This is a genomic window from Streptomyces sp. C (assembly GCF_000158895.1).
GTDB classification, from domain to species: Bacteria; Actinomycetota; Actinomycetes; order Streptomycetales; family Streptomycetaceae; genus Streptomyces; species Streptomyces racemochromogenes.
The window spans coordinates 6,383,938-6,385,490 of sequence record NZ_GG657750.1; the positions used below are offsets into that span (position 1 = coordinate 6,383,938).

At 78.8% G+C, this 1,553-nt stretch carries 1 protein-coding gene and 1 pseudogene; both read left to right on the plus strand.

What is annotated here, in order from left to right:
- Window positions 1-200 (plus strand): helix-turn-helix transcriptional regulator (locus SSNG_RS28685; protein WP_007267432.1); only part of this gene is annotated, 200 nt, incomplete at its 5' end.
- Between the two features lie 370 nt (window positions 201-570).
- Window positions 571-1,553: pseudogene (locus tag SSNG_RS42405) on the plus strand (hypothetical protein); the annotation flags it as partial.

Genomic DNA, 1,553 nt, shown 5'->3' on the forward strand with positions numbered 1-1,553 from the left:
CGCGCTGCTGCGCGAGGGCGCGCGCCGGCCGCAGCATGGTCGAGATCGCGGCCGGCGCCGGCCTCTCCGCCGAGACCCTCCGCAAGATCGAGACCGGCCGGGCGCCCACCCCCGCCTTCTTCACGGTCGCCGCCCTGGCCGAGGTCCTGGGCCTCTCCCTGGACGAGGTCGTACGCCGCTGCGCGCTCGTGCCCGCCTGACCCGGAAGCCGCCCCTCCATGGGCGTGTCCGGCGGCCGGACGGCCCAATGGGCGTGGCAGGTTCCCGGATCCGGGAAGCGGTGGAGGCGTGTCAGTGACGAACGCAGCCAAACGCCTCGGCCTCGCGCTCCTCGGCGCCCTCCTCGCTGCCGGCCTGCTGGCCGCCGCCTGCTCCACCCCCGGTGGGCGGACAGGCGCCCTGGCCCCGGCCGGTGGTCACCCTGTTCACTCCGGTCACTCCGGTCACCCTGTTCATCCCGGTCACCCCGGTCGCCTCACGGCCGGGGGGGAGCGCCGTGGACGCGGGTTCGCCGTCAAGGTTTGAGATTTCCGTAGCCCGCCCGTAACACGGGTGGGATGCAATGCGTGCATGGAGACGCCGACTGCGCTGGTGATCGGGCAACTCACGGACTACCTGCGGGGGTTGACGCAGCGACTGGATCCCGGGGCCGGCTGGTACGGGGAGTTCCTGCGGCGGGATCCGGAGGGGATGCGGGCCTGCCTCGACGGGGTCGCGGTGCCGCCGTGGGACGTACTGGAATCACTGCTCGGCGACCTGCCGGGCGAGCCGGGCGGCGCGGCCGGCGAGGCGGCGTACGCGGCTTCCCTGCGGGCGGCCGCGGTCGCCGCGTGGGACGCCATGCCGGGCGGCGCGGGGGAGCTGCGGGCCCTGCTCGACACCGCCGCCGGCCAGCGGGCCGCCCTGGACCGGGCCCTGCGCACCCTGACCGCCCGTCTCGCCGACGCCGCGGACCCGGGGGAGGCGGCCGCCCTGAACCGGGAGCTGGCCTGGACCCGCGACGACGCGGCCCGCGCCGCAGCCCGGCACGCGGACCTGCGATCCCGCCTGGCCACCCTCGCCCCGACCGCCCCGACTCCCGAGCCGGAGCCGTTCACGCAGCCGCGCCCGGGGCCGGCCACGCACCGCGCCCCGGAGGCGCTCCCGCAGCCGGACTCGGGGCTCCTGCCGCCGGAGCCGGATCGGGATCCGGGCCCGGAGCGGGGGTGGCAGCCGCCGCGCCCGGAGGGCGGGGTGGGGCCGTGGCCGGGGCCACAGACGGGGCCGGAACCGGGGTCGCGGCCAGGGCGGCACCCGGGGTGGCAGCAGGTTGCGCAGCCGCAGCCGCAGCCGCAGCCGCAGCCGCAGCCGCAGCCGCAGCCCGGCTCGGGCACGGAGTTCCGGCCGGGGGTGGAGGGAGGGGCCGGGCCGCAGGTGCAGCCCGAGGTGTTGCCCGGCGTTCCCGCGCAGCGGGAGGGTGGGCGGTGGTTGCGCGGGGCCCGGCGGGCCGGGGGTGCCCGGTACGCGGGCGCGCCGCCGGCCGCCGACGTCGCAGCGGCACCCGCGCCGCCCGG